This window comes from Sphingomonas kyeonggiensis (genome assembly GCF_014196745.1).
Lineage (GTDB): Bacteria > Pseudomonadota > Alphaproteobacteria > Sphingomonadales > Sphingomonadaceae > Sphingomonas > Sphingomonas kyeonggiensis.
Map to the genome: position 1 here is coordinate 1,349,183 of NZ_JACIEH010000001.1, position 21,443 is coordinate 1,370,625.

General features: G+C 65.7%; 23 protein-coding genes. All 23 read left to right on the plus strand.

What is annotated here, in order from left to right; translation table 11 throughout:
* The 23 genes from GGR46_RS06455 to GGR46_RS06565 all read left to right on the plus strand — a co-directional run bounded on the left by GGR46_RS06455 (position 1) and on the right by GGR46_RS06565 (position 21,439).
* A complete protein-coding gene (locus tag GGR46_RS06455; RefSeq protein WP_183995635.1) occupies positions 1–600 on the plus strand; it encodes a M23 family metallopeptidase in 600 nt (199 codons plus the stop codon).
* A gap of 154 nt (positions 601–754) precedes the next feature.
* A complete protein-coding gene (gene efp / locus GGR46_RS06460; RefSeq protein ID WP_183995637.1) occupies positions 755–1,318 on the plus strand; it encodes an elongation factor P in 564 nt (187 codons plus the stop codon).
* A 177-nt stretch (positions 1,319–1,495) separates the two neighbouring features.
* On the plus strand, positions 1,496–2,311 hold the full coding sequence (locus GGR46_RS06465) for an inositol monophosphatase family protein (RefSeq protein WP_183995639.1): 816 nt from the start codon (positions 1,496–1,498) through the stop codon (positions 2,309–2,311).
* Between the two features lie 180 nt (positions 2,312–2,491).
* Positions 2,492–2,881 (plus strand): NADH-quinone oxidoreductase subunit A, encoded by a 390-nt coding sequence (gene ndhC / locus GGR46_RS06470; protein ID WP_183995641.1) that lies wholly within the window; start codon positions 2,492–2,494, stop codon positions 2,879–2,881.
* On the plus strand, positions 2,872–3,444 hold the full coding sequence (locus tag GGR46_RS06475; RefSeq protein ID WP_183995643.1) for a NuoB/complex I 20 kDa subunit family protein: 573 nt from the start codon (positions 2,872–2,874) through the stop codon (positions 3,442–3,444). Before ndhC ends, GGR46_RS06475 begins: the two co-directional genes overlap by 10 nt.
* 5 nt (positions 3,445–3,449) lie before the next feature.
* Positions 3,450–4,367: an NADH-quinone oxidoreductase subunit C gene (locus GGR46_RS06480; protein WP_183996827.1), complete on the plus strand. Its 918-nt coding sequence runs from the start codon at positions 3,450–3,452 to the stop codon at positions 4,365–4,367.
* Positions 4,367–5,602 carry an NADH-quinone oxidoreductase subunit D gene (locus GGR46_RS06485; RefSeq protein ID WP_183995645.1) on the plus strand — a complete coding sequence of 412 codons (1,236 nt, stop codon included), beginning with the start codon at positions 4,367–4,369 and terminating at the stop codon, positions 5,600–5,602. Before GGR46_RS06480 ends, GGR46_RS06485 begins: the two co-directional genes overlap by 1 nt.
* A complete protein-coding gene (locus GGR46_RS06490) occupies positions 5,599–5,937 on the plus strand; it encodes a nuclear transport factor 2 family protein (RefSeq protein ID WP_183995647.1) in 339 nt (112 codons plus the stop codon). Before GGR46_RS06485 ends, GGR46_RS06490 begins: the two co-directional genes overlap by 4 nt.
* Positions 5,937–6,605 carry a complex I 24 kDa subunit family protein gene (locus tag GGR46_RS06495; protein WP_183995649.1) on the plus strand — a complete coding sequence of 223 codons (669 nt, stop codon included), beginning with the start codon at positions 5,937–5,939 and terminating at the stop codon, positions 6,603–6,605. The genes GGR46_RS06490 and GGR46_RS06495 overlap by 1 nt, the downstream gene beginning before the upstream one ends.
* Positions 6,605–6,778 carry a hypothetical protein gene (locus GGR46_RS06500; RefSeq protein WP_183995651.1) on the plus strand — a complete coding sequence of 58 codons (174 nt, stop codon included), beginning with the start codon at positions 6,605–6,607 and terminating at the stop codon, positions 6,776–6,778. Before GGR46_RS06495 ends, GGR46_RS06500 begins: the two co-directional genes overlap by 1 nt.
* Entirely contained in the window at positions 6,778–8,076 is a 1,299-nt protein-coding gene (gene nuoF / locus GGR46_RS06505; RefSeq protein WP_183995653.1) for an NADH-quinone oxidoreductase subunit NuoF, read from the plus strand. The genes GGR46_RS06500 and nuoF overlap by 1 nt, the downstream gene beginning before the upstream one ends.
* Entirely contained in the window at positions 8,073–8,657 is a 585-nt protein-coding gene (locus tag GGR46_RS06510; RefSeq protein ID WP_183995655.1) for a hypothetical protein, read from the plus strand. Before nuoF ends, GGR46_RS06510 begins: the two co-directional genes overlap by 4 nt.
* Positions 8,658–8,711: 54 nt before the next feature.
* Entirely contained in the window at positions 8,712–10,730 is a 2,019-nt protein-coding gene (nuoG, locus tag GGR46_RS06515; RefSeq protein ID WP_183995657.1) for an NADH-quinone oxidoreductase subunit NuoG, read from the plus strand.
* Positions 10,727–11,779: an NADH-quinone oxidoreductase subunit NuoH gene (nuoH, locus tag GGR46_RS06520; protein WP_183995659.1), complete on the plus strand. Its 1,053-nt coding sequence runs from the start codon at positions 10,727–10,729 to the stop codon at positions 11,777–11,779. The genes nuoG and nuoH overlap by 4 nt, the downstream gene beginning before the upstream one ends.
* On the plus strand, positions 11,776–12,261 hold the full coding sequence (nuoI, locus tag GGR46_RS06525) for an NADH-quinone oxidoreductase subunit NuoI (protein WP_183995661.1): 486 nt from the start codon (positions 11,776–11,778) through the stop codon (positions 12,259–12,261). The genes nuoH and nuoI overlap by 4 nt, the downstream gene beginning before the upstream one ends.
* A 33-nt stretch (positions 12,262–12,294) precedes the next feature.
* Positions 12,295–12,906 carry an NADH-quinone oxidoreductase subunit J gene (locus GGR46_RS06530; protein WP_183995663.1) on the plus strand — a complete coding sequence of 204 codons (612 nt, stop codon included), beginning with the start codon at positions 12,295–12,297 and terminating at the stop codon, positions 12,904–12,906.
* Positions 12,903–13,208 carry an NADH-quinone oxidoreductase subunit NuoK gene (nuoK, locus tag GGR46_RS06535; protein WP_086129652.1) on the plus strand — a complete coding sequence of 102 codons (306 nt, stop codon included), beginning with the start codon at positions 12,903–12,905 and terminating at the stop codon, positions 13,206–13,208. The genes GGR46_RS06530 and nuoK overlap by 4 nt, the downstream gene beginning before the upstream one ends.
* Positions 13,208–15,289 (plus strand): NADH-quinone oxidoreductase subunit L, encoded by a 2,082-nt coding sequence (nuoL, locus tag GGR46_RS06540; RefSeq protein WP_183995665.1) that lies wholly within the window; start codon positions 13,208–13,210, stop codon positions 15,287–15,289. The genes nuoK and nuoL overlap by 1 nt, the downstream gene beginning before the upstream one ends.
* Positions 15,286–16,857, plus strand: coding sequence for an NADH-quinone oxidoreductase subunit M (locus tag GGR46_RS06545; protein WP_183995667.1), 1,572 nt, complete (start codon positions 15,286–15,288; stop codon positions 16,855–16,857). Before nuoL ends, GGR46_RS06545 begins: the two co-directional genes overlap by 4 nt.
* The gene (nuoN, locus tag GGR46_RS06550) at positions 16,857–18,305 is read left to right on the plus strand and encodes an NADH-quinone oxidoreductase subunit NuoN (RefSeq protein ID WP_183995669.1); all 1,449 of its coding nucleotides are present in this window, start codon (positions 16,857–16,859) and stop codon (positions 18,303–18,305) included. Before GGR46_RS06545 ends, nuoN begins: the two co-directional genes overlap by 1 nt.
* Positions 18,306–18,352: 47 nt before the next feature.
* Complete coding sequence (locus GGR46_RS06555; protein WP_183995671.1) at positions 18,353–19,003, plus strand: biotin--[acetyl-CoA-carboxylase] ligase; 651 nt, start codon at positions 18,353–18,355, stop codon at positions 19,001–19,003.
* Between the two features lie 11 nt (positions 19,004–19,014).
* Entirely contained in the window at positions 19,015–19,788 is a 774-nt protein-coding gene (locus tag GGR46_RS06560) for a type III pantothenate kinase (RefSeq protein ID WP_183995673.1), read from the plus strand.
* A 13-nt stretch (positions 19,789–19,801) separates the two neighbouring features.
* Positions 19,802–21,439: an MBL fold metallo-hydrolase gene (locus tag GGR46_RS06565; RefSeq protein WP_183995675.1), complete on the plus strand. Its 1,638-nt coding sequence runs from the start codon at positions 19,802–19,804 to the stop codon at positions 21,437–21,439.
* The last annotated feature ends 4 nt before the right edge of the window (positions 21,440–21,443 follow it).

Sequence of the window (21,443 nt, forward strand, 5' to 3'; positions counted from 1 at the left end):
ATGCTCGTCTGGGCGAAGCGAATCGGCTGGGGACTGGGCGTGCTGCTGGTACTGCTGGCAGCGGGGTTCCTGTCGCTGGTGCGGATCACGGTGCAGCCGGCCACGCCGCTCGCCCGGCCGGTTTTGGGCGCGGGACAGTCCGTGCCGGCGGCGGGCGGCGAGGATCCGGCGGCGCTGATCATCCCGGTGGAGGGTGTCGCCGCGCGCCAGCTCAGCGACACATGGGGGCAGAGCAGGGGCAATGGCACGCGCGAGCATCATGCGATCGACATCATGGCCCCTCGTGGTACCCCGGTTCTCGCCGCCGCATCGGGCACGGTCGAGAAGGTCTTCGAGAGCGTGAACGGCGGGCATACGCTCTATGTTCGTACCCGCGACGGGACCACGATCCATTATTACGCGCATCTCGACGCCTGGCTGGTGGCCGAGAAGGCCGCGGTGCGCCAGGGCGAGCAGATCGCCACCGTCGGCAATACGGGCAGCGCGTCGGGCGCCGCGCCGCACCTGCATTTCGAGATCAAGCTCATGCAGCCGGGCGAGGGCTGGTGGCAGGGGCAGAATATAAACCCTTATCCGCTACTGCGGAACATCGCGCAGTGATCCGTCATTGTCGAGGAAGCCGGGATCTCGCACCGCAAAGGGACAGCGTGCGGCACGAGACCCCGGCTTTCACCGCTGCAGATGACTTGCCGAAGACGCTGCGCGCGGCTAAAGGCGCCCGCTCAGCTCTTTCTCAGTTCCATAGGTCTCGACCATGAAGATCAGCGGCGTGGACATCCGTCCCGGCAACATCATCGAATATGAAAACGGCATCTGGCGTGCCGTGAAGATCCAGCACACGCAGCCCGGCAAGGGCGGTGCGTACATGCAGGTCGAGCTCAAGAACCTGCGCGACGGCCGCAAGAACAACGTCCGTTTCCGCTCGGCGGAGACGGTCGAGCGCGTGCGCCTCGACACCAAGGACTTCCAGTTCCTGTTCGCCGAGGGTGACGTGCTCACCTTCATGGACAAGGAAACCTACGACCAGACCACGCTGCCGCGCGACCTGCTCGGCGACGCGGCTGCCTTCCTGCAGGACGGCATGGATGTGGTGATGGAGCTCTATGACGAAGAGCCGATCAGCGTGCAGCTGCCCGACACGATCGAAGCGACGATCGTCGAGGCCGATGCGGTGGTGAAGGGCCAGACGGCCTCGTCGTCGTACAAGCCGGCCGTGCTCGACAATGGCGTGCGCATCCTGGTGCCGCCGCACATCGCTTCGGGTACCCGTATCGTCGTCGACGTGTACGAGCAGACCTACGTTCGCCGCGCGGACTGATTGAACTTTCCTGGCCCTCTCCCGCTTTCGCGGGAGAGGGTTGGGTGAGGGCCTTCTTCTTCCCTTGAGCAAGCGCCGATCGCGCGGAAGAAGAAGGCCCTCACCCTCCCATCGCTAAAGCGATGGGCCCCTCCCTCTCCCGCAAAGGCGGGAGAGGTGTTTGCGTGGAGCATTGCCTTGGTTTCGCATTCCGGCCTCATCACCGTCATGGAGCGCGCCTGCCGCAAGGCCGGTCCGCGCCTGCGTCGCGACTTCAACGAGGTCCAGCACCTCCAGGTCAGCCGGAAGGGCCCGGCGGACTTCGTCAGCATCGCCGACAAGCGTGCCGAGGACACGCTGATCGAGGAACTGCAGAAGGCGCGTCCGGACTGGGGCTTCCTGGTCGAGGAGCGCGGCGAGATCGCCGGCGATCCGGACAAGCCGCGCTGGATCATCGATCCGCTCGACGGTACCAGCAACTTCCTCCACGGCATCCCGCATTTCTGCATCTCGATCGCCGTCGAGGATCCGCGCGGCGCCCAGGGCAAGCCCGAGGTGACGCACGCCTATATCTACCAGCCGATCACCGACGAGAGCTTCTGGTCGGAAAAGGGCCGCGGCGCCTGGCTGCAGGACCAGCGCCTGCGCGTCTCGGCGCGCCGTCACCTCGACGAGGCGCTGATCGCGACGGGCATCCCGTTCCTCGGCCATGGCAATTTCGCCGAGTGGAGCCGCATCTTCGGTGCCGTCGCGCCGGAAGTGGCGGGTATCCGCCGGCTGGGCGCGGCTGCGCTCGATCTGGCCTGGGTCGCCGCGGGCCGCTTCGACGGCTTCTGGGAATCGGACCTGAAGCCCTGGGACGTCGCCGCCGGCATGCTGCTGGTGAAGGAAGCGGGCGGCTTCGTGACCGACTACCGCGGCCAGGACCTGGCGCGCGAGCGCAACCAGTATCTCGCGGCCAATGACGTGCTGCACTCCAAGCTGCACAAGCTGGTAGCGAACTCGTTGCGCTGAGCGCTGCCCCTATAAAACAATGCATTTCAAAGGATTTACCCGGCCATGTTGCCGGGTTTTTCCGTTTGGGCCCTGCGCGGACTTATTGCGAGTGATTCTCAGGGGTTAGAACCCTTGCCGCACTCGGCTCATCGTCCTAAAGCCCCCGTCAGATTCCGCAGTCGCGAGAAGAGAAGGCCATTGGTCGACCTGTCACAATATCTGCCGATCCTGTTGTTCCTCGGGGTCGCTCTCGCGCTTTCCAGCGCCTTCGTGTTCCTGCCCATGCTGGTCAGCCGGCTGACGGGCTCGCACAAGCCGACGGAAGCCAAGCTCAGCGAATATGAGTGCGGCTTCCCCGCGTTCGAGGATTCGCGCAGCCAGTTCGACGTGCGTTTCTACCTCGTCGCGATCCTGTTCATCATCTTCGATCTCGAAGCCGCGTTCCTGTACCCATGGGCTGTGTCGGTGTTCAAAATGGGCACCGTCGCCGCCAGCTGGACCGCCTGGATTTCGATGATGGTCTTTATCGGCGAGCTCCTGCTCGGCCTTGTTTACGCCTGGAAGAAGGGAGCACTCGAATGGGAGTAGAACTCACCCAGTCGTCGCCCCTGCCGGGCAGCGGCCTGATCGGTGCGCCGCCGCCGGGAACCTTGCCCGACGTCGGTTTCCTGAACGACATCAATGCCGAGATCGGCGACAAGGGTTTCCTGGTCACCTCGACCGAGGAGCTGTTCCAGTGGGCCCGCACCGGCTCGCTGTGGTGGATGACCTTCGGCCTGGCGTGCTGCGCGGTCGAGATGATCCACGTCAACATGCCGCGTTACGACATGGAGCGCTTCGGCGCCGCGCCGCGCGCATCGCCGCGCCAGTCGGACGTGATGATCGTCGCCGGTACGCTGTGCAACAAGATGGCTCCGGCGCTCCGCAAGGTCTATGACCAGATGTCGGAGCCGAAGTACGTCATCTCGATGGGCAGCTGCGCCAATGGCGGCGGCTATTACCACTATAGCTACAGCGTCGTGCGCGGCTGCGACCGGATCGTGCCGGTGGACATCTATGTCCCCGGGTGCCCGCCGACCGCCGAGGCGCTGCTCTACGGCGTGATGCAGCTCCAGCGTAAGATCCGCCGCGTCGGGACGATCGAACGATGAGCGCGGTGAAGACCTCTGCTCCTCGCTTTGCGTCGAACGAGGGTGTGATCGACGCGGCCAAGGCTGCGCTCGGCGACATCCTGCTGTTCTCCGAGGACAGCGTCGGCGAAGTGAACCTGGTGCTCGACCGTGCCCGCGTCGTCGAGGGGCTCAAGCTCCTGCGCGATACGCCGGGCCTCGAGTACCAGCAGCTCATGGAGATCGCCGGCGTCGACTATCTCGACCGCGAGGAGCGGTTCGAAGTGGTCTATTGCCTGCTCAGCCTGACGCGGAACCACCGCATCAAGGTGAAGGTGACCACCGACGAGGAAAAGCCGGTCCCCAGCGTCACCGGCGTCTGGCCGGTCGCGGGCTGGCTCGAGCGCGAAGTGTACGACATGTACGGCGTGCTCTTCTCGGGCAACACCGACCTGCGCCGCATCCTGACCGACTATGGTTTCGTCGGGCATCCGCAGCGCAAGGACTTCCCGCTGACGGGCTATGTCGAGCTGCGCTACTCGGAAGAGGCGAAGCGCGTGGTCTATGAGCCGGTCAGCCTGGCCCAGGATTTCCGCAACTTCGACTTCATGAGCCCGTGGGAAGGCGCGAAGTACGTGCTGCCGGGCGACGAGAAGGCGGCTGCTCCGGCGGCGCCGGCTCCCGCGCCTGCACCGGCCCCTGCGCCCGCACCGGCTCCGGCCCCCGCGCCGCAACCCGAGGCCAAGGGTGCGCCGACTCCGCTGACCGCGGACGAGATCCGCAAGCCGACGCCGGCCGCCAAGCCGACCAAGGCGAAGGCGACCACGCCCAAGACCAGCGACAGCACCGCCGACACCGGCGCCGGCAAGTCCGGTCCCGAGGCCGGCCCGGCGGCCGCCGATCCGGACGTGGTCAAGAAACCCCGCAAGCCGCGCGTCAAGAAGACGCCGGAGGGTGAAGCGTAATGGCTGAATATCTCGACGAGATCGAAGGCGTCATCGACGGCGGCAAGCCGGAAAAGGGTGACACCGAGATCGCGAACTACACGATCAACTTCGGCCCGCAGCACCCGGCGGCGCACGGCGTGTTGCGCCTGGTGACCGAGCTGGACGGCGAGATCATCGAGCGCATCGATCCGCACATCGGCCTGCTGCACCGCGGCACCGAGAAGCTGATCGAGTACAAGACCTACACCCAGGCGCTGCCGTATTTCGACCGGCTCGACTATTGCTCGCCGCTGGGCATGGAATACAGCTATGTGCTGGCGGTCGAAAAGCTGCTCGACCTCGAGGTTCCGCTGCGCGGCCAGTACCTCCGCGTGTTCTTCGCCGAGCTGACCCGCATCTGCAATCACATGCTGAACCTCGGTTCGCACGTGATGGACGTCGGCGCGATGACGCCGAACCTGTGGATGTTCGAGATCCGCGAAGACTGCATGAACTTCCTGGAGCGTGCCTCCGGTGCGCGCATGCACTCGAACTGGTTCCGCGTCGGCGGCGTCCGCCAGGACGTGCCGCTCAAGCTGCTGACCGACATCGCCGAGTGGCTCGACACGCGCCTGCCGCGCCTGTTCGGCGACGCGATCAGCCTGGTCGCCGAGAACCGCATCTTCAAGCAGCGCAACGTCGACATCGCGATCGTCAACCGCGAGGACGCCGTGGCCTGGGGCTTCTCGGGCCCGATGATCCGCGGCGCGGGCATCCCCTGGGACATCCGCAAGTCGCAGCCCTATGACGTGTACGACCGGGTCGAGTTCGACATCCCGGTCGGCACCCGCGGCGACTGCTATGACCGGTTCATGGTCCGCGTCGAGGAAGTCTATCAGTCCGCGCGCATCATGAAGCAGTGTCTGCAGCAGATGCCGGAGGGCCCGGTGCTCACCCTCGATCGCAAGGTCGCGCCGCCCCGTCGCGGCGAGATGAAGCAGTCGATGGAAGCGCTGATCCACCACTTCAAGCTGTTCAGCGAAGGCTATCACGTGCCCGCGGGCGACGTGTACGTCGCGACCGAGAGCCCGAAGGGCGAGTTCGGCGTGTATCTGGTCTCGGACGGCAGCAACAAGCCGTATCGCTGCAAGATCCGCCCGACGGCGTTCAGCCACCTGCAGGCGATGGACTTCATGTCGCGCGGCCACATGCTCGCCGACATCACCGCCATCCTGGGTGCGCTCGACATCGTGTTCGGCGAGTGCGACCGGTGAGCGCCGACCGCATCGCCATCGCGCACGAGATGATCGCGCACTACAATGCGCAGGATGCCGACGCCTATGTCGCGCTGATGACAGACGGTGCCTGCGAGGCAGGCTATCGCGGCGCAGTGCTGCGCGAGGGCAGGGAAGGCGTGCGCGCGGGCCTGAAGGCGATGTTCGCCGAATTCCCGCAGAACCGCGCCGACATCCTGAGCAGCTACAAGCTGGGCGACACCGTGGTGCTCCACGAGAAGGTCGCGCGCTCGCCGGAGAGCGAGCCGTTCGAGGTTATGTCCATCTATTCTTTCGCCGACGACCTGGTCGATCGCGTGGAGTTCATTCGTTAATGGCTGACGCACCCCAACTCCCTGATGATGCGGAGACCCGCGCGCGCTGGGGCAATTTTGCCTGGACGCCGGAAAACGCCGTCAAGGCACAGGAAATCATGGGCCGCTATCCGGCGGGCCGGCAGCTCTCGTGCAGCATCCCCTATCTCGACCTGGCCCAGCGCCAGGTGGGTGCGGAGACCAACACGCAAGGCTGGCTGCCGATCCCGGTGATCGAGTTCGTCGCGCGCGAGATCGGCGTGCCGTACATCCGCATCTTCGAGGTCGCGACCTTCTACACCATGTTCAACCTGGTGCCGGTCGGCCGCTATCACGTGCAGGTCTGCGGCACGACGCCGTGCATGCTGCGCGGCTCGGACGACGTGATGGCCGCGTGCAAGGCGCGCGGGCTCAAGAAGGGCCACACCACCGAGGACGGGCTGTTCACGCTTACCGAGGTCGAGTGCATGGGCAATTGCTCTTCGGCGCCGATGGTGCAGATCAACGACGATAATTTCGAGGATCTGGACTATGACCGGACCCTCGTGATCCTCGACGCGCTGGCGCGCGGCGAGAGCCCCAAGACCGGCACGCAGGAACCCGGCCGCCACACGGTGGAGCCGCTCGGCGAGCCGACCAACCTGGCGGCGATGGAAACCGGCAACCACGATTATCGGGGTGAATGGTGATGAAGCCTGAGACCAAGAACCTCATCTTCGTCATCCTGGCGATCATCGGCGGCATCGTCGTGCTCGGCTGGACGCTCAAGATCGCCTTCAAGCTGGTCGGCATCGCAATCGTGCTCGGGCTCGCTGTGCTCGCGTACATCTTCATTCAGAACATGGTGGGGAAGGGCCGCTAATGCTCGCGGATAAGGACCGCATCTTCACCAATGTCTACGGCTTCCAGCCGTGGAACCTGCCGGCTGCCCAGAAGCGCGGCGATTGGGACAAGACCAAGGATTTGCTGGCGCTCGGCAACGACGTCATCATCGACAAGATCAAGGCTTCGGGCCTGCGCGGCCGTGGCGGCGCGGGCTTCCCGACCGGCATGAAGTGGAGCTTCATGCCCAAGGAACCGCGCCCGGATCGGCCGAACTTCCTGGTGATCAACGCCGACGAGTCCGAGCCGGGCTCGTGCAAGGACCGCGAGATCATCCGCCACGATCCGCACAAGCTGATCGAAGGTGCGCTGGTCGCCGGTTTCGCGATGCGTGCCCGCGCGGCGTACATCTACATCCGCGGCGAATATATCCGCGAGGCCGAGACGCTCTTCGCGGCCGTGAAGGAGGCGTATGACGCCGGCCTGCTCGGCAAGAACGCGTGCAAGTCGGGCTATGACTTCGACGTGTTCGTGCACCGCGGCGCGGGCGCGTACATCTGCGGCGAAGAGACCGCGATGCTCGAGAGCCTCGAGGGCAAGAAGGGCCAGCCTCGCCTGAAGCCGCCGTTCCCGGCGGGCGCGGGCCTGTACGGTTGCCCCACCACGGTGAACAACGTCGAGTCGATCGCGGTCGTCCCGACGATCCTGCGGCGCGGTCCGGAATGGTTCTCCAGCTTCGGCAACGAGAACAACAAGGGCACCAAGCTCTTCCAGATCTCGGGTCACGTGAACAAGCCGTGCGTGGTCGAAGAGGCCATGTCGATCCCGTTCCGCGAGCTGATCGAGAAGCATTGCGGCGGCATCCGCGGTGGTTGGGACAACCTCCTCGCGGTGATCCCGGGCGGCTCCTCGGTGCCGCTGGTCCCGGCGGCGCAGATCATGGACTGCCCGATGGACTTCGACGGCCTTCGCGCCCTCGGCTCGGGCCTCGGCACCGCCGCCGTGATCGTGATGGACAAGTCGACCGACGTCGTCCGCGCGATCTCGCGCCTCTCCTACTTCTACAAGCATGAGAGCTGCGGCCAGTGCACGCCGTGCCGCGAAGGCACGGGCTGGATGTGGCGCGTGATGGAGCGTCTGCGCACCGGCGACGCCGACATCAGCGAGATCGACACGCTGCAGCAGGTCACCAAGCAGGTGGAAGGCCACACGATCTGCGCGCTCGGCGATGCCGCGGCGTGGCCGATCCAGGGCTTGATCCGTCACTTCCGTCCGGAGCTCGAGCGCCGGATCAACGAGCGCCAGGCCGGCAACGGCATGCAGGAGGCTGCGGAATGAACAAGGCTCTGATGATGCTTGCGGTTCCGTCGCTGCTGGCCCTGGTGCCGGCGGCGCACGCGCAGAATGCGGAGGGCCCGCAGGCCTTCGGCAAGTGTGCGGTCGGTGCCGACCATGCCGGCGCCGTGGCGCTGCTCGCCACTGCCGCGGGCAGCAAGGAATCGAGCGCGGCCGCGAAGAAGCTGGCCGACAAGAAGAACGCTTGCGGCGCGGTCCTCGGCCGCGATCGCGGCACCGATGTGGTGCGTGGCGCGATCGCCGAGCAGCTCTATCTTGAAGCCTATGCGACGCCGCCGGCGGCGGTGACGGGCGAGCCGGCGCCGTTCCAGGGCAGCGGCGACCCGTCGCTGGTCCAGGTCGATCTCGCCCGCTGCGCCGTGACGCGCGATCCGGTCGCTGCCGATGCGCTGCTCCGTTCGACCGCCGGCTCGGCCGGGGAGCGCACTGCGCTCGGCGCCGTGGTCGCCGCGGTCGGCCGCTGCACGCCGGGCGGCGCCAAGATCGGCTTCAGCAAGGTGCAGCTGCGCGCCGGTGTCGCGGAGGGCCTGTGGCTCTATCGCAAGGGCAGTGCGGCGCAGTGATGCGTCCGATGGCTTACAAGATGCGCGGTCCTGTCGTGCAGGGAAAGAAGTAGAATGCCGAAGCTAACTGTCGACGGAATTGAAGTGGAGGTGCCCGCGGGCGCCACCGTGCTCCAGGCCTGCGAAGCCGCGGGCAAGGAAATTCCGCGCTTCTGCTATCATGAGCGCCTGTCGATCGCCGGCAATTGCCGCATGTGCCTCGTCGAGGTGAAGCCCGGGCCGCCCAAGCCCCAGGCTTCGTGCGCGCTGCCCGCCGCCGACAACCAGGAGATCCGCACGGACTCGCCGATGGTGAAGGCCGCACGCGAAGGCGTGATGGAGTTCCTGCTGATCAATCACCCGCTCGACTGCCCGATCTGCGATCAGGGCGGCGAGTGCGACCTGCAGGACCAGTCGGTCGCCTATGGTCGCGGCCACTCGCGCTACACCGAGAACAAGCGCGCGGTGACCGAGAAGTACATGGGTCCGATCATCAAGACGATCATGACCCGCTGCATCCAGTGCACCCGCTGCGTCCGCTTCGGCGAAGAGGTCGCGGGCGTGGAGGATATCGGCGCGATCTATCGCGGCGAGAACATGCAGATCACGACCTATCTGGAAAAGGCGTTCAAGAGCGAGCTTTCGGGCAACGCCGTCGACCTTTGCCCGGTGGGCGCGCTGACCCACAAGCCGGTCGCCTTCGAGTATCGCTCGTGGGAGCTGAAGAAGAACCTGTCGATCGACGTGATGGACGCGGTCGGCACCAACATCCGCCTCGACAGCCGTGGCCGTCAGGTGATGCGCGTGCTTCCGCGGATCAACGAAGACGTCAACGAAGAGTGGGCGCACGACAAGACCCGCTACCATGTCGACGCGCTGGTCCGCCGCCGTCTCGACAAGCCCTATGTCCGCAAGGACGGCAAGCTGGTCGAAGCGAGCTGGGACGAGGCGTTCGACGCGATCGCGGTGGCCGCCAAGAAGGCCGGCTCGAGCGTCGCGGCGATCGCCGGCGACCTGCTCGATTGCGAGACGATGTATGCCGCCAAGGCGCTGGTGAAGGCGCTTGGCTCGGACCTGCTCGAAGGCCGCCAGACCGGCCTGGCCTATGACGTGTCCAACCTCGGCTCGGTGGCGTTCAACACCACCATCGCCGGCATCGAGGACGCGGACGCGATCCTGCTGGTCGGCTCGAACCTGCGTTTCGAGGCGCCGCTGATCAACACGCGCGTGCGCAAGGCGATCAAGAAGGGCGCCAAGGTCTTCGCGATCGGCGAAGAGACCGACCTGACCTACAAGGTCGAGTGGCTGGGCAACGACCTGTCGATCCTCGGCAAGCTGCCGGATCGCGCGGCGGAGGCGATCGACGCGGCGAAGAAGCCGGTGCTGATCGTCGGCCCGGGCGCGCTCAAGGCGGGGCAGGGCGCCACGCTCGCCATGGCTTCGGCTTTCCAGCGTGCTGCGACGGAGACCGAAGGCGCCTGGAACGGCTTCAACGTCGTCCACACCGCCGCTGCGCGCATGGGCGGGCTGATGCTCGGCTATGCCCAGAAGGGCGGCATCGCGGACATCGTCGCCGCGGCGCCGAAGCTCACCTTCTTCCTCGGCGCCGACGAAGTGAACTTCGAGGGCTTCAAGGACAGCTTCAAGGTCTATGTCGGCCACCATGGCGACCAGGGCGCGCACCATGCGGACGTGATCCTGCCGGGTGCGACCTATGCCGAGAAGCCGGGCACCTATGTGAACCTGGAAGGCCGCGTGCAGCGTGCCGACCGCGCGGTGTTCGCTCCCGGCGACGCCCGTGAGGACTGGACGATCTTGCGCGCGCTTTCGGACCGGCTCGGCCACACGCTGCCGTTCGACAGTTTCGAGCAGCTGCGCGCCGAGATGGCGAACGAAGTGCCGGCGCTGGGCCGTGAAGGCCTGGCCGGCTACGACTTCTCGCCGCCGAAGCTTGCCGCGACCGCGTCGGGCCCGGTCGGCTATGCCGTCGCCGATTTCTATCTCACCAACGCCATCTGCCGTGCGTCGCCGACGATGCAGCGCTGCTCGGCCGAACTGATCCACGGCGAAGACTTCGCAGAGGCCGCAGAATGACCCCGTTTTTCCAATGGCTCGGCCTGCCCTTCGAATGGGCGTGGTTCGTCGCCACGATCGCCGGCATCCTGCTGATCTCCCTGCCGCTGATGCTGGCGGTGGCGATGATCATCTATGTCGATCGCAAGATCTGGGCGGCCATGGCGCTCCGCCGCGGCCCGAACGTGGTCGGCCCGCTCGGCCTGCTCCAGTCGTTCGCGGACGGCCTGAAGGTCTTCCTGCAGGAAACCATCATCCCGTCGGGCGCCAACAAGACGCTCTTCCTGCTCGCGCCGATCATCACCTTCACGGTGGCGCTGATCGTGTGGGCGGTGGTGCCGTTCCAGGCGGATGTGGCGCTGTCGCACATCAATGTCGGCCTGCTCTACGTACTCGCGGCCTCGTCGCTCGGCGTTTACGGCATCATCCTGGCGGGCTGGGCTTCCAACTCGAAATACCCGTTCTACTCGGCGATCCGCGCTGCCGCGCAGATGGTGAGCTATGAAGTCTCGATCGGCTTCGTGCTGATCTCGGTCGTGCTGTGGGCGGGCACCTTCAACCTCGGCGGCATCGTCGAGGCGCAGAAGGGGCATGTCTTCGGCATCATCAACGGCTTCTTCGCCAATCCGCTGCTGTTCCCGATGGCGATCGTGTTCTTCATCTCCTCGCTGGCCGAGACGCAGCGCGCGCCCTTCGACCTCACCGAGGCCGAGAGCGAGCTCGTTGCGGGCTATCAGACCGAATATTCGTCGATGGCCTTCGCGCTCTACTGGCTCGGCGAGTATGCCAACGTCATCCTGATGTGTGCGCTGAACGCCACCCTGTTCTGGGGCGGTTACCTGCCGCCGATCGACTGGGCGCCGCTCTATTACGTGCCGGGCATCATCTGGCTGCTCGCCAAGATGTGCTTCTTCTTCTTCTGCTTCAGCTGGGTGAAGGCCACGGTGCCCAGGTACCGCTACGACCAGCTGATGCGCCTGGGCTGGAAGATCTTCCTGCCGCTGTCGCTTCTCTTCGTGTTCCTGGTGTCGGGCTGGCTGATGCTCCACCGCGTGGAAGGTATCGTATGAACGTCGCCCATTTCATCCGCACCTGGACTCTCTGGGAGTTCGTGAAGGCGCACGCCCTGACCTTGAAGTATTTCTTCAAGCCGAAGGCGACGATCAACTATCCGTACGAGAAGAACCCGATCTCGCCCCGCTTCCGCGGCGAGCACGCGCTGCGCCGTTATCCCAACGGCGAAGAGCGCTGCATCGCGTGCAAGCTGTGCGAGGCCGTGTGCCCCGCGCTGGCGATCACGATCGAGGCCGAACCGCGTGAGGATGGCAGCCGCCGCACCACGCGCTACGACATCGACATGACCAAGTGCATCTATTGCGGTCTTTGCCAGGAAGCCTGCCCGGTCGATGCGATCGTGGAAGGGCCGAACTTCGAGTTCGCCACCGAGACCCGTGAGGAGCTGATCTACCAGAAGGAGAAGCTGCTCGCGAACGGTGACCGCTGGGAGCGCGCGATCGCCGCGAACCTTGCCGCCGATGCACCGTACCGTTAAGCGCACGCCAATCTACAGGGGCCATCCGATTCCGTGATCCAGCTTCTCGCCTTTTACCTGTTTGCGGCAGTGGTGTGCGTCTCCGGCGCACTCACCATCCTGTCTCGCAACCCGGTCCATTCCGTCCTGTGGCTCATCCTGGCGTTCTTCAACGCCGCGGGTCTGATGGTGCTCGCCCATGCCGAGTTCATCGCGATGCTGCTCGTCATCGTCTATGTCGGCGCCGTTGCCGTGCTGTTCCTCTTCGTGGTCATGATGCTCAACATCGACTTCGCGGAGCTGCGCTCGGGCGTCATGAAGTACGCCGCGGTGGGCTTTGCGCTCGCCGTCGCGCTGGTCGCCGAGATCCTGATCGCGGTGGGCGCCTATAGCGCCGGCGCGCTGCAGCTCGGCCGCCGTATCGCGCCGATCGACGCCAAGGTGAACAACATCGAGGCGATCGGCCAGCTTCTCTATTCCCGCTACCTGTTCGTGTTCGAAGGCGCCGGCCTGGTGCTGCTCGTCGCGATGATCGGCGCGATCGTGCTGACGCTGCGTCCGCGCTCCGACGTCAAGCCGCAGAACATCAGCCGTCAGGTCCAACGCCGCGCCAAGGACGCCACCCGCAACGTGAACCATCCCGTGGGGCAGGGGGTCGAGCTGTGATCACCCTTACGCACTATCTCGTCGTTTCGGCGATCCTGTTCACGCTCGGCGTGCTCGGCATCTTCATGAACCGCAAGAACCTCATCGTCATCCTGATGGCGATCGAGCTGATCCTGCTGTCCGTGAACCTGAACCTGGTGGCGTTCTCGAACGCGCTGGGTGACCTGGTCGGCCAGGTCTTCGCGATGTTCGTGCTGACCGTCGCTGCCGGTGAGGCCGCGATCGGCCTCGCCATTCTCGTTATCTACTTCCGCGGCCGCGGCACGATCTCGGTCGAAGACGTCAATCGGATGAAGGGCTGATGTCGGCGATCTATTTCATCGTATTCCTGCCGCTGCTCGCGGCAGCGGTAGCCGGGCTCTCCAACAAGGCGTTCGGCAAGACCTTCCCCAAGGTGATCACCACGGGATCGCTGTTCATCGCCTGTGCGCTGAGTTGGCCGATCTTCATCAGCTATCTCGGCGGCCATGCCGAGCCGACGGTCTCGCCGATCTTCACCTGGATGCTCAGCGGATCGATGCAGGTCGACTGGGCGCTGCGCGTCGACAGCCTGACCGCGGTGATGCTCGTGGTGGTGACCAGCGTCTCGGCGCTCGTCCACCTCTATAGCTGGGGCTATATGTCGGAGGAGCCGGATCAGCCGCGCTTCTTCGCGTACCTGTCGCTCTTCACCTTTGCGATGCTGATGCTCGTGACGGCCAACAACCTAGTCCAGATGTTCTTCGGCTGGGAAGGCGTGGGCCTCGCGTCCTACCTCCTTATCGGCTTCTGGTTCCGCAAGCCCTCGGCCAACGCTGCCGCGATCAAGGCCTTCGTGGTCAACCGCGTGGGTGACCTTGGCTTCATGCTCGGCATCTTCGGCACTTTCCTGGTGTTCGGCACGATCGACATCCCGACGATCCTCGCCGCAGCGCCGAACATGCACGGCTCGACGATCGGCTTCCTGGGCGCCCGCTTCGACACGATGACGGTGCTCTGCCTGCTGCTGTTCGTCGGCGCGATGGGCAAGTCGGCGCAGCTCGGCCTGCACACCTGGCTTCCGGACGCGATGGAAGGCCCGACCCCGGTGTCGGCGCTGATCCACGCCGCGACCATGGTGACCGCCGGCGTGTTCATGGTCTGCCGCATGTCGCCGATGTTCGAGCAGAGCCAGGTGGCGCTTGGCGTGGTGACCTTTGTCGGCGCCGCGACCTGCTTCTTCGCCGCCACGGTCGGCACGACGCAGACCGACATCAAGCGCGTGATCGCCTATTCGACCTGTTCGCAGCTCGGCTACATGTTCTTCGCCGCCGGCGTCGGCGCCTATGGCGCGGCGATGTTCCACCTGTTCACGCACGCCTTCTTCAAGGCGCTGCTGTTCCTAGGTGCCGGCTCGGTGATCCATGCGATGCACCACGAGCAGGACATGCGCTACTATGGCGGCCTGTGGAAGAAGATCCCGGTGACCTACTGGACGATGATGGCGGGCACGCTCGCGATCACCGGCGTCGGCATCCCCGGCATCTTCGGCAACACCGCCTTCGGTTTCGCCGGCTTCCACTCGAAGGACGCGATCATCGAGGCGAGCTACGCCGCGGGCCAGACCAGCGCGTTCTGGGTCGGCGTGTTCGTTGCGCTGCTCACCAGCTTCTACAGCTGGCGCGTGGTGTTCCTGACCTTCCACGGCAAGCCGCGCTGGGCTGCTTCCGAGCATATCCAGCACGCGGTGCACGATGCGCACGGCCATGGTCATGACGATCATGCTGATGACGGTCACGCGCACGCGGCGCATGGTCATGACGATCATCACCACGATCACGCCCATGAGGGCGACGGCACGGCGGGCTATCACCCGCACGAGAGCCCGATCGTCATGCTGATCCCGCTGCTGATCCTGTCGGTCGGTGCGGTCCTTGCAGGCTTCGTCTTCCACGGCTTCTTCATCGAGCCGAGCGCGGGCGAGAGCTACTGGCACGGCGCCGTCGCCTTCAACGAGCATCTGATGCATGCGATGCACGAGGTGCCGGTGTGGGTGAAGCTCAGCGCGACGATCGCGATGCTGAGCGGCCTGGCCATTGCGTATGGCGCGTACATCGTGTCGCCGAGCTTCCCCGCGAAGTTCGCCGAGGCGTTCCGCCCGCTGTACCTCTTCTCGCTCAACAAGTGGTATTTCGACGAGCTCTACAACTTCCTGTTCGTGCGCCCCGCCTTCGCGATCGGTCGCCTGTTCTGGAAGAAGGGTGACGAAGCCACGATCGACCGGTTCGGCCCCAATGGTGTCGCGAAGGTCGTCCAGCTCGGCGGTGGTGTCACTGCCAAGCTGCAATCCGGATATGTCTACGCCTATGCCTTCATCATGCTGATCGGCCTCACTGCCGCGCTGACCTGGGTGATCGCGCGATGAGCGGCTTCCCGATCCTCACCGTCATGCTGGCGGTGCCCGCGATTGCCGCGGTCGCCTGCCTGTTCCTCAACGCGCAGGGCGCACGCTGGCTGGCGCTTGCCGCCACCTTCGTGGACCTGGCGCTCGGCATCCTGCTCTGGTCCGGTTTCCAGACCGGCGATGGCGCTGCCCAGTGGCAGTTCGTCGAGCATGTCCGCCTGTTCGGCATCGGCGGCGCCGAGTTCGCCTGGGCACTCGGCATCGACGGCTTCGCGCTGCTGCTGATCGTGCTGTCGGTCTTCCTGATGCCGATCTGCATCGGGGCGAGCTGGCTCTCGGTCACCAAGCGCGTGCCGGAGTACATGGCTGCGTTCCTCGCCACCGAAGTGCTGATGATCGGCACCTTCGCGGCGCAGGACCTGATGCTGTTCTACGTCTTCTTCGAAGGCGGCCTGATCCCGATGTTCCTGATCATCGGCATCTGGGGCGGCGCCAACCGCATCTACGCGTCGTACAAGTTCTTCCTGTACACGCTGCTCGGCTCGCTGCTGATGCTGATCGCGATCATCTACATGATCCTGACCACCGGCACGACCTCGATCCCGGCGCTGATGCAGCACGACTTCCCGGCGCATGTGCAGACATGGCTATGGCTGGCCTTCTTCGCCTCGTTTGCGGTGAAGATGCCGATGTGGCCGGTCCACACCTGGCTTCCCGACGCGCACGTCCAGGCGCCGACCGCCGGTTCGGTCATCCTGGCGGGCGTGCTGCTGAAGCTCGGCGGCTATGGCTTCCTGCGCTTCTCGCTGCCGATGTTCCCGGAAGCGTCCGCCCAGTTCATCTGGCTGGTGTTCCTGCTCTCGGCCGTCGCGGTGGTCTACACCTCGCTCGTCGCCCTGGTGCAGAGCGACATGAAGAAGCTGATCGCCTATTCGTCGGTCGCCCATATGGCGATCGTGACCTTCGGCCTGTTCGCACTCAATTCGCAGGGCATCGAGGGCGCGATGATGGTGATGCTCGGCCACGGCGTGGTCTCGGGCGCGCTCTTCCTGTGCGTTGGCGTCATCTATGACCGCCTGCACACTCGCGAGATCGACCGTTACGGCGGCCTCGCGATCAACATGCCGCGCTATGCCGTGCTGTTCCTGCTGTTCACCATGGCCTCTGTCGGCCTGCCGGGCACCAGCAACTTCATCGGCGAGTTCCTGAGCCTTGCCGGCATCTACCAGGTCTCGACGCTCTATGCGCTGCTCGGCACCACCGGCATCATCCTGGGCGCGGCGTACATGCTGTACCTGTATCGCCGGGTGGCCTTTGGCGACCTGACCAAGGACGATGTGAAGGCGATGCCGGACCTCGACCTGCGCGAGTTCGTCATGCTCGGCGCGCTGGCCGCGGTCACCCTCTGGATGGGTGTCTATCCGGAGAGCTTCATGAAGCCGATGCGCGGCGACGTGGAGAAACTGGTTGCCCGCCTCGAGCGCGCCGCGCCTGCCGGGGACTCGCTGCCGACCGTCGGCAAGCCCGCGCCTGCCGTTGAACATGGCGAACACGCCGCTGCCCCTGTTGCGCACGGGGAGGCGCACTGATGAACTATTCGCTCCAATTGATGATGGCGCTGCCCGAGCTGGTGCTCGCCGTGGGCGCCATCCTCCTCATGCTCGTCGCCGCCTGGGGTGGTAGCCAGTCGACCAAGCTGGTGAGCTGGACCGCCATCGCCGTGCTGATCGGCGCGGGCATCTCGCTGGCCGGTCCGGCTTCGGCGGGTGGCGAGGCCTTTGGTGGCCTCTACCGTCCGGACATGTTCGCCGCCTTCGCCAAGGCGCTGATCTTCCTGGCCGCCGGCGTTTCGATCCTGATCGCGCCGCGCTTCTTCCAGCAGACCTCGGGTGACGATCTGCGTCCGGAATATCCGGTGCTGATCCTGCTTTCCGCTGCCGGCATGGGCATGATGGTTTCGGCGGGCGACCTGATGTCGCTTTATGTCGGCCTCGAGCTGATGAGCCTTGCTTCGTACATCCTCGCCAGCTTCATGCGCCGCGATGCGCGTTCGGCGGAAGCGGGCCTGAAGTATTTCGTCCTCGGTGCGCTGGCCTCGGGCATCCTGCTCTACGGCATCAGCCTTGTGTACGGCTTCTCGGGCACGACGCTCTTCTCGGGCATCGCCGACGCCTATGCCTCGGGCGAGCAGAAGACCGGGCTGCTGTTCGGCCTAGTGTTCGTCTTCTCCGGCCTCGCCTTCAAGATGTCGGCCGTGCCGTTTCACATGTGGACGCCGGACGTGTACGAAGGCGCGCCGACCCCGGTGACCGCCTTCTTCGCCTCGGCACCCAAGGTTGCCGCGATCGCGCTCGCCACCCGCGTTGCGATCGATGCGATGGGCCCGGCGATCGCCGACTGGCGCCAGATCGTGATCTTCGCCTCGCTCGCATCGATCATCTTCGGCTCGGTCGCTGCGATCCGTCAGGACAACATCAAGCGACTGCTCGCCTACTCCTCGATCGCCAATGTCGGCTTCGCGCTGGTCGGCCTGGCCGCCGGCGGCGAGGCGGGTGTGTCGAGCGTGATGTACTATGTCGCGATCTACGTGGTGATGACGCTGGGCAGCTTCCTCGTCGTGCTGCAGATGCGCGATGCGGAGGGCCGTCCGGTCGAGACGATCTCAAGCCTGGCCGGCATGTCGCACACCCGCCCGGGTCTCGCGGTGGCGATGGCCATCTTCATGTTCAGCCTCGCCGGCATCCCGCCGCTGCTCGGCTTCTTCTCGAAGCTGCAGGTGTTCCTGGCGGCGGTGCATGCCGGCCTGTACGTCTTTGCCGCGGTGGCTGCCGCTGCCTCAACGATCGGCGCCTACTACTACCTCAAGATCGTCAAGGTGATGTACTTCGACGAGCCGGCGCCGGCCTTTGGCGGGCGTACCGACCCGGTCGAGGGCGTGCTGCTGGTGATCGCCGCGGTGGTGATCTCGCCGCTGGGCTGGCCGCTGCTGGGCTTCCTCGAAGTCTGGACCGGCGCAGCTGCGAAGGCGCTGTTCTGACCGCGACCGTTCGGACCGTCGCCGAGACGGGATCGACCAATGCCGACATGGCCGAGCTCGCCCGAAGCGGGGCGAGCGAAGGCCTGTGGCTGAGAGCCGAGCGGCAGACCGCGGGCAAGGGCCGACAGGGCCGTGCCTGGCAGTCGCCGCTCGGCAATCTCTACGCCTCGACCCTGGTGCGGACGCGGGCAGGGGAGCCGAGCCCCGCCACGCTGGCGCTGGTCGCCGCGGTGGCGCTCGACGAGACCGCGCGGGTGTTCGGCATCGAGCCGATGCTCAAATGGCCCAACGACCTGCTGGTGGGCGGGGCCAAGCTCTCCGGCATCCTGCTCGAGCGGGTGGGAGACGCGGTGATCCTCGGCTTCGGGGTGAACCTCGCGCATCACCCCGAGGGCCTTGACCGCCTCGCCACCAGCTTCGCCGCCCATGGTCCGGCGCCCGATCCCCAGATCTTCGCCGAGACATTGGCCGAAAGCTTCGGTCGCTGGGTCTCGCGCTGGCGGGATGGCATCGCGCCGGTGCGCGAGCGCTGGCTGGCTCGAGCGCACCCGATCGACACCGCGCTTACCGCACGCCTGGCCGACGGATCGAGCATCGACGGCCTGTTCGGCGGCCTCGACAGCGAGGGCGCACTCATCCTGCGCTTGGCCGATGGCACCAGCCATGTCATTCACGCCGCAGACGTGTTCCTGCTCTGAGAGGCCCGGAAATGCTGCTCGCCATCGATGCCGGCAACACCAATGTCGTCTTCGCCCTGCTGGAGGGCGGCGAAGTCCGCGCCCGCTGGCGGATCGCCACCGACCCGCGCCGCACCGCCGATGAATATGCGGTGTGGTTGAGCCAGCTGCTCAACCTGGAAGGCTATGACCGCGCCGATGTGACCGGGGTGATCGTCGGCACGGTGGTGCCGCGCGCGCTGCACAACCTCCAGGTGCTCGCCAGCAAATACTTCAAGACCGAGGCGGTGATCGCCGGGCAGGGCAAGGCCGAATGGGGCTTCCCGCTCGATGTCGAGGAGCCGCAGGGGCTGGGTGCCGACCGTGCGCTCAACATGATCGCCGGCCATGCCCGCCATCCGGGCGACCTGATCATCATCGACTTCGGCACCGCCACCACCTTCGAGGTGGTCGATTATCGCGGTGCCTACAAGGGTGGGATCATCGCCCCGGGCATCAACCTCTCTTTGGATGCACTCGTCACCGCGGCGGCCAAGCTGCCGCGCATCGCGATCACCGCGCCGGCTACCACCAGCGTCGTTGGTCGCAATACCGTCGATCAGATGCACATCGGCATCTATTGGGGCTATATCGCGATGATCGAAGGGCTGGTCGCGCGGATGAAGGCGGAGATCGGGCGACCGGTCAAAGTCGTCGCCACCGGCGGCTTGGCCGTGCTGTTCGAGAAGCAAACCGACGTTTTCGACGTGATTGAACCCGATCTGACCATTCAAGGGTTGGCGATGCTGTGGGAACGCAGCCGTTGACCGAGGAAACCAAGTGACCCCTGAAAAAGAACTCCTGTTCCTCGCGCTGGGCGGCTCCGGCGAGATCGGCATGAACGTCAATCTCTATGGCTGCCAGGGCAAATGGCTGATGGTGGATTGCGGCATCACCTTCGGCACTCCCGAATATCCGGGCATCGACGTGATCCTGCCCGACCTGCAGTTCATCGAGGAGCGGATCGACGACCTGCTCGGCATCGTCCTGACGCATGGCCATGAAGACCATATCGGCGCGCTACCCTATCTGGCGGGCGAGCTGGACGTGCCGCTCTACGCCACCCCGTTCACCGCGGGCCTGATCCGCGGCAAGCTGGAAGAGGAGGGCATCGAGGAGAAGGTCGAGCTCAACGTCGTCGACGAGGAAGGGCCGTTCAACATCGGCCCGTTCCGCATCACCTATACGCCGCTCGCCCACTCGATCCCCGAGGGCAACGCCGTGCTGATCGAGACGCCGTACGGAAGCGTGTTCCACACCGGCGACTGGAAGCTGGACGACGCACCTGCGCTTGGTGGTGCCTCCACCGCCGAGGAACTGACCGCGATCGGCGACAAGGGCGTGCTCGCCCTGGTCTGCGATTCGACCAATGTCTTCAATCCCGAGGCCTCGGGATCGGAAGCGGCGGTCCGTGAGGGGCTCGACCAGGTCATCGGCGCCGCCAAGGGCCGGGTGCTGGTCACCACCTTCGCCTCCAACGCCGCGCGGTTGCAGACGCTGGGCGAAGTCGCCCGCGACACCGGGCGCGAGCTCTGCGTCGCAGGGCGCTCGCTCGACCGCATCCTGCGCGTCGCCAAGCAGACTGGCTATCTGCGCGACTTCCCCGAGACGGTCGATTTCGAAGCGGCGATGGACCTGCCGGCGAACAAGGTGCTGATCGTCGCCACCGGCGGCCAGGGCGAGCCGCGCGCCGCGCTCAACCGCATCGCCGAGGGCAGCCATGTCCTCAAGGTGCACGAGGGCGATACCGTCGTGTTCTCCTCGCGCCAGATTCCGGGCAACGAGATCGCGATCGGGCGGATCATGAACACGCTGGCGGGCAAGGGCGTCGAGCTGATCACCGATCGGCAGGCCTTCATCCACGTCTCCGGCCATCCGGGCCGCCCCGAGCTGGCCGAGATGTACAAGTGGATCCGGCCCGAGATCGTCGTGCCGGTGCACGGCGAGGTGCGCCACATGTACGAGCAGGCCCGCTTCGCGCTCGAGCAGGGCGTGCCCAAGTCGATCCGCCAGGTGAATGGCGACATCATCCGCCTGGCACCGAACGGTCCGTCCAAGATCGGCGAGGCCCCGGTGGGCCGGCTCGTGCTCGACGGCGACATCATCCTGCCGGCCGACGGCGCGACGATCACCGAGCGGCGCCGTGTGGCGCTCTATGGCCAGATCAGCGCGGCGGTGGTGATCCGCAACGGCAAGCTCGCTGGCGAGCCGCAGATCCGCCTGCAGGGCATTCCCGTCGAGGAGGACCGCGAGGACTTCATCGCCGAGGCGTCCGACGCCGCGCGCGAAGCGGTGAAGAAGGACGGCAAGGGCGATGTCGAGCGGCTGCGCGAGTCGATCCGCCTGGCAGTGCGTCGCGCCGCGGTGCGTTACACGGGCAAGAAGCCCGTGGTGGACGTGCTGATCATCGAGCAATAGCCAT